This is a genomic window from Chitinophaga sp. 22308 (assembly GCF_052045305.1).
Lineage (GTDB): Bacteria > Bacteroidota > Bacteroidia > Chitinophagales > Chitinophagaceae > Chitinophaga > Chitinophaga varians_A.
In genome coordinates this window covers 1,204,413-1,211,777 of record NZ_JBQEOP010000002.1, presented here as the reverse complement: position 1 = coordinate 1,211,777, position 7,365 = coordinate 1,204,413, and the positions used below count along the sequence as shown (strand labels likewise).

The following is a 7,365-nucleotide window of genomic DNA, read 5'->3' as shown; positions in this document are numbered from 1 at the left end:
CAGGTACCCGGATAAAATTGGGTAAAAATTACTTTTGAGACAGCCTCATTAAGTTCGAAACTATCCGGGGAATTAGCAGGAAGAATAATTTATCCTGATAAGTTTAGTATGCCGGACTAATCCTCCGCCGGAGATACTTTCAACGGGCTACTTCCGAACTGCCCCAAATCCGTCTCCTTCATACGTTTAATCCACACATTCCTTCCCGGAAATGCTGCGTCACAAATATTATCGCCAATAGTTACATGCCGGCATCCATCGAGGTACACATTCACCTTACGGGAAAATGGCGGATACGTATTCGTATATATTATCTTGTTAGATGAAAACACCAGTGTATCTACGGAACGGGCGTACAGCAACGCATAATCGTAATGCTTGAAGGTATTACCGGTGATACGGATGTTGTGATGATATGCCGGAGAGACTGAATCTTTCGGAGTGATAGATGGTGTAATGGTAATAACTCCTTCTCCCCACTCGGAGGTATAACAGTTCTCAAAGACATTGTTTTCAATAGCTACATCCCTCACTGCACCTGATTCATAATACACGGTCCGGTCGCCTTCAATGAGGATGGCTGAGCCCGCAGTATTGAAGTAGTTATTGGATATACGTACTTTGCCTGGACTGGTTACCAGTATCCCCCTTGCGCGGTGGCGCTTCATCACGCGGCAATTGGTGATCTCCACATCCGGGTTCTTGTCTATATTTTCCAGCAGATCTCCAATTTTGAGTATACCGGTGATATTCTCGTTGAACTTAATCCGGTGTCCTGTAACATCGTCGTTTTCCAATTCATCCTCCTGCCCTACCACGGATAAAATCTGCCTGCGCTGCATGGTAGCTGTATCCACACGCCAGGCTTTTTCGCCCTGCTCAAAGCCTATGTACCTATCATGCTGCGCCAGCAGCACTTCATGATCGCTCAATACTTCGACTACCGGGGCATACATACTATGTATATTGACAAAATCATCGCCCGCGCCGGTTACCGTGCATCCGTCGATCACAATGCGGCCTTTACAACCACTAAAATGCGTGGCGTCGGCTACGGTACTGAATACACGATTTTTCTTTTCATTGGCTATGATATTCACCTGCTTCAGGGTGATGTCTTCACATTCGGAAGCGCTGACCCCAGCACTCAGGGCATGGTAAATGTTGATTTTCTCCAGCCACAGCCGGCTGCTCTGCATCAGCTGTATACCATCGGTGATGTAATAGTCGTGGTAAAGGGCAATCAGCGTTCCGCGCTCCGGCTTCCTTTCAAGCGGGAAATGCAGCCGTACCAACCCATTCTCACGCAATTCAGCCGTGGCGTTCCAAATTTCCCCCAGAGGATTATCGGTGGTCTCGTATACGAGGTCTTTATTACCTGCATTGAAGATATTGTTGTAATTGGTGCCAATCTTACTTCTCCATTCCTCTCCTGTAAAGTAAAGTGTATCGTTCTTTATCTCGTACGGATATTCGTTTTTGTCTATCTTCAGATCCAGAAAGGTGTCGCTGTATCCCACAATCTCCGCCTGCGAAATTAAAGGCCGGTCCCAGTCGATGCTGAAATTCCGGAGCGTTATATCCTTCGCATTCTGTACGTTGAACGCCATCATCTTTTCATGAAATACAAACTCCGATCCCTGACCGTCGATGCATACACCCGACCTGTCGCGGATCTCAATCCCAACGGGGGCGTCGGACAAATCCTCCCTATCTTTATTCGGACAAAAGTCGTACCTGCCACGGGGAAAAACCAGTTTCAGGTAGCGCGCGTTCCTGTTTTCTTTCAACAGCTTCCTGATCTCCGGTTCTACATTGACCCGGCTGTCAGGATGGATGCCATAATCTGTTACGTTTATCTCAACAGTATCCTGCTGGCCAAAACACGAGCTGTTAAGGACCAGTAGTAAAAAAGATATCAATGTAACTCTCATCTTGTTAATTATTAAAGATAAATCATCAGAATGCACCGATCTCAGAAAAGTACAACACCTTGTTAGTGCCGTGAATAGCGGTGACCACCAGTTTCAGGTAACGTGCATTCACTGCTGCAGGAAATGAAAGCCTTGTTTTGCTTTCATCCACAGGGCCTTCCGGTATTTCGATGTTAGTATAAGTAGCCGCCGTTTGCCAGTTAACGTTATCCTCGCTCACCAATACCTGCATATCTTTGGGCTGGCCGCTGGAATAGTCGATATCAAATTTGCGATTCTTAAATGTAATACCATGCAACGATTTTGCCGATTTCGTATCGATGGTAATATGATGCGGAAAAGGCGCTTCCCCGTTTACCCCGGCGGTAGACCAAAACGTATATGGATTATTGTCCAGTACATAAGCAGCACCTCCTTCCTCCGGCGCTGAAGGCCAGGGCTCCTGAGAGGAAAAGTCGATCACTTCCCAACCAGTCCGGTCATATTCTTTCATATCGAACACGATATGGTAATCATACCCGTGCCGGGCCTTGGTAACCAGATTTAACCCGGCTGTATAGAGCTTGAACGACTGCCCCATGACATGCTGGTTATTGTTGGTTACATTCACAAACCAGTTGTACCACCAGGAGATTTGCGGAAAACCGAAATCCCTGGGGCTCCAATCCTGTGTTGGCATACTATTGGCAAAAGAAATAAATGTTTTACCATCGGTATCATTGCCAATGCAAACATATTTTTTGAGGAATTTATTGTAACATACATTGGCAATATTCACGTCCGGTATAATGATGGTTTCATGGCCACCAATGCCGGCTTCCACCCAGCTACCGTTGTAGAATTTCTTCCAATACCCCGGTGCAAGTTTATCACTGAGCCGGCACCTGGCCACACAAATATCCTGCTCCGTTCTGTGCCCCGAACTATCTGAATAGAAGCCTTTTTTATAATAGACATACGCATACCCATCGCCCGGAATGAAAAGATCAAGATCACCCGCACCGTAATATTTTTGCCCCGGCGGCGGTGGGATGGATTTGTCCTGCGTGATGATATCGCCCTGATAGGTCCATGTTTGTCCATTGTCAACCGACGTAGCAAGCCCCATGCGCCGTTCCTTTGCTTCGGTTTCCCATTTTTTCATGTAGTTGTATTCACTGTAGGCAATGGAGTAGAATTTACCATCAGACGGATCTATCCAAAGTCCCATCAGCCAATAGTTACACCAGTCGTCGTTTCCTTCCGTAGTATAGTAAGGAAAGTTAGCTGCAGGTTTTGGCTGCTGCAACTGCTTCACGGCATTGTTGACATTAGCGCCTTTCCATAGCTCCCATAAATTATACTCGCCATCCCAACTAGCACAGTTTCCGCCGAGTATATAGAGCTGCCCCTGGTATCTGTCGATGCCCGCCATCTGATCAAACTTGTACGCATTTTCGTTTTTTACGGTATCCACTTTCCAGAGAATAGAATCATAGGTAGCACTGGAGCCTATCACACCTGCTGTGAGCGAGCGTTCTGTGAGCGAGCGTTTAGCAGTATTTTTCGGATCCGGGGCCACTGTTTCCTTTACCATTTCTTTGTTACACCCCATCCCTCCAATACTCAAAAGTATAATCAACAATAGTTTACGGTACATATATGTATGTGTTTAAGGTGAGATAATAAAAGGTTGTTATCCCCCGCGGCCAGCGCCGCAGGGGGGATAAGGTAGTGTTTGTTTTTATCGAATACGCGGCTTGTCCTTACGGGATAAGAGAATTTCCCGCTGAATGCGTCATTAAGTATCTTTATTGATTCCGCGACATCAGCATCAGAATAAGCGTCTGGGTCTTCATTCACAATATGTATAACTACAGGTAATGTAACTAAAGTCAGAGGAGGCGCCAGTTGACCAGGGGCGGCCATGTAATGCCTTTGCAGGATAGCTTTGTTGGCAGCTTGCTCCCTTCCCCGGAAAATAGAATTCTTTCGCCATTCCTTTTGTAGTATCTCTGTACCACAAGGACGGACAAATACAGGCATCCCTTCCTGAGCATAAGTAATAAAAGGCAATAAAAGCACCATCAAAAGCGATAGCTTATGTCTTTTTAGCATAGGTATGATCGTTAAAAATATGGTCCAGGTCATAATAGGTATGATCGTTAAAAAATATGGTCCAGGTCATAAAAGGAATCTGCCAAACTAATAAAACACCGATCGACTACATTCTTCCTATGCGACAGCTGATTTTTTTTATTCTTCGGAAAAAATCTGAAAAATGAAAGCGTTTTGAAGTAAAAAAGAATCAGTTTACAACAATCCCGCCCGTTTTTTTTAAGATGGCAGCTCAGGATGGTCGTCAGCTTAGAAGATACAAGCGCAGATGGAAGATAGAACGTTTTTTTTACATGGCTCAATGCCTTCAAACGTGTAATCGCACGATATGACAGAGAAATAGAACGCTATCAAGCACTTATTCATCTTGCTTTTGCTTTAATCCTGATGAGAAGAATTATATAGTATTTATGAAATAACCTCTAGTAACAATGCATAAATTCTCATAGAGATTCATTTTTTTGGTGAAAAATCATGCACCGATTCGTCTTATCTGACCAGGGTTTCATGGGCAGTACGTTATATCCGCACGAAGGTTTTATTGCGATACATATAATAAAGTAAGAGCCAGAGAACGCCAAAAGTGCCAGCGGTCAGCAGAAAACCACCAAATTGCCCGAGATGTTTTGCCAGACCTGCGAACAAGGTATTACTGATGTCGCCAAAGGGGATGATACCCGGCGCTATGTAGGCTACAATAGCATTTGTGCCGATAATGATGAAGACAAATGCCCACCGCCGGAAGCCTAAAATGTCTATCACCCAATAAAATAATGCAAGTAACAAGAGGCTCCAGCCTCCCGCCCACAAAACCATCGAGCTGGTCCAGATATGCTTGATGATTGGAAATTCAAAACTCCAAAGCCAGCCTGCCAACAGGCAGGCCAAACCTGATATAATTAACCAGAACACTTTGGGCAATTTAGGCCCCGGAGCGCGTAGCAAATGGCCCGCCAGAACGCCTATCAGCGTCGTAGCGCCGAATCCTATGCTGCTGAGTATCCAGGTGTAATCATTACCGTCCCGAAAACGGCCTAACAGAGACTGATCAACCCACATTGCCAGATTTCCCTCGGGCGAAAGCACCCCAATTCCATGGCCCGGCACCAGTACAAAACGCATCAGCCCCCAAAAAATCAGTAGTAAAATGCCTGCCAGCACAGCCTGTCCTTTTACCGGCAGCTCTACCAATGCAATTGCGGAAATCAGGTAGCCCGCCGCAATTGCCTGAAGGGTGTTGCTGTAAAGCAGCAGGTCGTCCATGCGGAAATGAAGCAGATTGCCTTGGGCAACCATGCCAAGCGCCCACAATAGCAGCACGCGATAAATGACTTTCAGGTAAATGCGGCGGCGACCATCCCCCTGCGCCAGCCGTTTCCCTATCGAAAACGGCATGGCGGCCCCCACGATAAACAAAAAGAGCGGCATGATCAGGTCCCAGGCAACAAAACCCTCCCACGGAACATGATCGAATTGTTCTTCCAACCAGGATGGAAGCGGGTTGGCGAAAAGCTTGAAAAATTCATATACCATAGGGCCGCCGCCCGCAATCCAAAACATATCAAAACCCCGTAGCGCATCTATTGAAACTATACGTTCTGCAGGCGCAACAGTATGGGACAAGCGCGTACCTTTCATTTGAGTGGATTCTTTCGTCATTAGTGATTTGAATAAGTTGCTAAAAAAAGAAATATCTGATTTTTGGGGCCGTTGTTTCCCGGAAGCTGAACGAGACTGATCAGATATCGCCATATTAGTTCACGTCCCATTTTACGTTCCATCTGGCAGAAAAATATTCCAGTGCTTTGCAAAAATTGCCAAAATTTTTGTTGGCAACCAATGTCCAGCCATCTTCCGCATAAGCGGCCAGTCTTGGGTACACCTGCTTATTCATACTGGCTTCATCGGGTATCCATTCGCCCCACATCTGGCAGCCAGTGCCGAGTATTTTTGCATGATATTTTGGATCCAGCCCTTTGGGGATAGGATCAAAGCCATAGGCTTTTTCCAGGGAAATGTCTTTGTAGGAATAATCAAGGTAGGTAAACTCACTGAAGGAGTTCACCACATCGTAACCTCTTGAAACAGCCTGGTCAATGATTTTAAGGTCGCCTGTCCAGAACTGTATAATAGTGCCGGGCGCTAATTTTTCTCTGTTGGAAACCTTGCCGGCATCAACATCCTCCAGCATGCTGTTCATGATTTCATTCCATCCGGCCATCCTGCGGTATTTGCCAGCCAGGAAGTTGGATATCCCGTTGGTGAACGCAATCTGGAGGTCTCCAGGAGACACAATGTGATGTTCTTTCATGTAAGCCTGTACGCCGGCATCTGCCTTCCACTGGTCAAACTTCACTTCATCCCCACCTATGTGTATTACTTTAGAAGGAAATAGGTTGATCACTTCCTCTAAAACATCATGCAAAAAGGCAATTACCTTTGGATCTGCTACGTTGTATACATCGTATTGTATGCCAAATTTGCATGGTACCCGGATTTTTTTTTGCGATGTTCCGAGCCAGGGATAGGAAGCAATGGCTGCAGCGCTATGCCCTGGCATTTCTATTTCCGGGATAACAGTGATATGTCTTTCAGCAGCGTAATTGATGATTTCTTTGATGGCTGCCTGCGTATAGAAGCCCCCATGAGGCTTACTGTCATAGGTATTGCCGTCAGCATCCCCGCCAATTTGCGTAGAGTCGCGGTGGCTGCCGATGGCAGTGAGCTGCGGATATTTGAGTATCTCAATGCGCCAGCCCTGGTCGTCGGTAAGGTGCCAGTGAAAAGTGTTCATCTTGAGCAAGGCCATTTCATCCAGCAGACGCTTCACGACTGTGCTGCCTTTGAAGTATCTGCCTTCGTCGAGCATGAAGGCTCTCCACGAAAAGCGAGGCTTATCTTTGATACTGACCGCATTTAACGTATATGTGTTACCATTACCATGAATGAGTTGGCGCAAGGATTGAATGCCGTAAAAAATGCCAGTTGAAGCAGGGGCAGTGATAGAGATATTATCCGGATTTACTTTCAACAGGTAGCCCTCCTCTCCGAGTTCTTTTTTCAATTTTTCATCGACAATCAGCCGAATAGAGTTGTTTTTCGAAGATGTTTTCAATTGGATGTTCAGGCCAGATGCTTCCTGTATTGCCTGTTGCAATTGACGCGCTTCCACAATATTGTTGCCGGCGTTTATGACTGTGGCGCTGGTCAGTTGGAACACGCCGGTGCCGGTTTTTACTTCAGCTGGCTGAGGTATAATGTTGATCGCGTGAAGAGGAATACTGATAATCAGTAGCATGCACCCATATACCCCAAAGGCAAATAATTGTTTCAT

5 protein-coding genes are annotated in these 7,365 nt (G+C 46.0%); all 5 read right to left on the bottom strand.

Annotated elements, in window-relative coordinates; genetic code table 11:
• Positions 1-116 precede the first annotated feature (116 nt).
• The 5 genes from ACTJJS_RS11740 to ACTJJS_RS11720 all read right to left on the bottom strand — a co-directional run bounded on the left by ACTJJS_RS11740 (position 117) and on the right by ACTJJS_RS11720 (position 7,365).
• Complete coding sequence (locus tag ACTJJS_RS11740) at positions 117-1,934, bottom strand: hypothetical protein (protein ID WP_440663817.1); 1,818 nt, start codon at positions 1,932-1,934, stop codon at positions 117-119.
• 25 nt (positions 1,935-1,959) lie between these two features.
• Positions 1,960-3,573 carry a discoidin domain-containing protein gene (locus ACTJJS_RS11735; RefSeq protein WP_168737405.1) on the bottom strand — a complete coding sequence of 538 codons (1,614 nt, stop codon included), beginning with the start codon at positions 3,571-3,573 and terminating at the stop codon, positions 1,960-1,962.
• Positions 3,552-4,064: a hypothetical protein gene (locus ACTJJS_RS11730; RefSeq protein ID WP_168737406.1), complete on the bottom strand. Its 513-nt coding sequence runs from the start codon at positions 4,062-4,064 to the stop codon at positions 3,552-3,554. Before ACTJJS_RS11730 ends, ACTJJS_RS11735 begins: the two co-directional genes overlap by 22 nt.
• Positions 4,065-4,550: 486 nt before the next feature.
• Positions 4,551-5,690: an acyltransferase family protein gene (locus ACTJJS_RS11725; protein WP_168737407.1), complete on the bottom strand. Its 1,140-nt coding sequence runs from the start codon at positions 5,688-5,690 to the stop codon at positions 4,551-4,553.
• Between the two features lie 94 nt (positions 5,691-5,784).
• Positions 5,785-7,365, bottom strand: coding sequence for a beta-N-acetylhexosaminidase (locus ACTJJS_RS11720; RefSeq protein WP_168737408.1), 1,581 nt, complete (start codon positions 7,363-7,365; stop codon positions 5,785-5,787).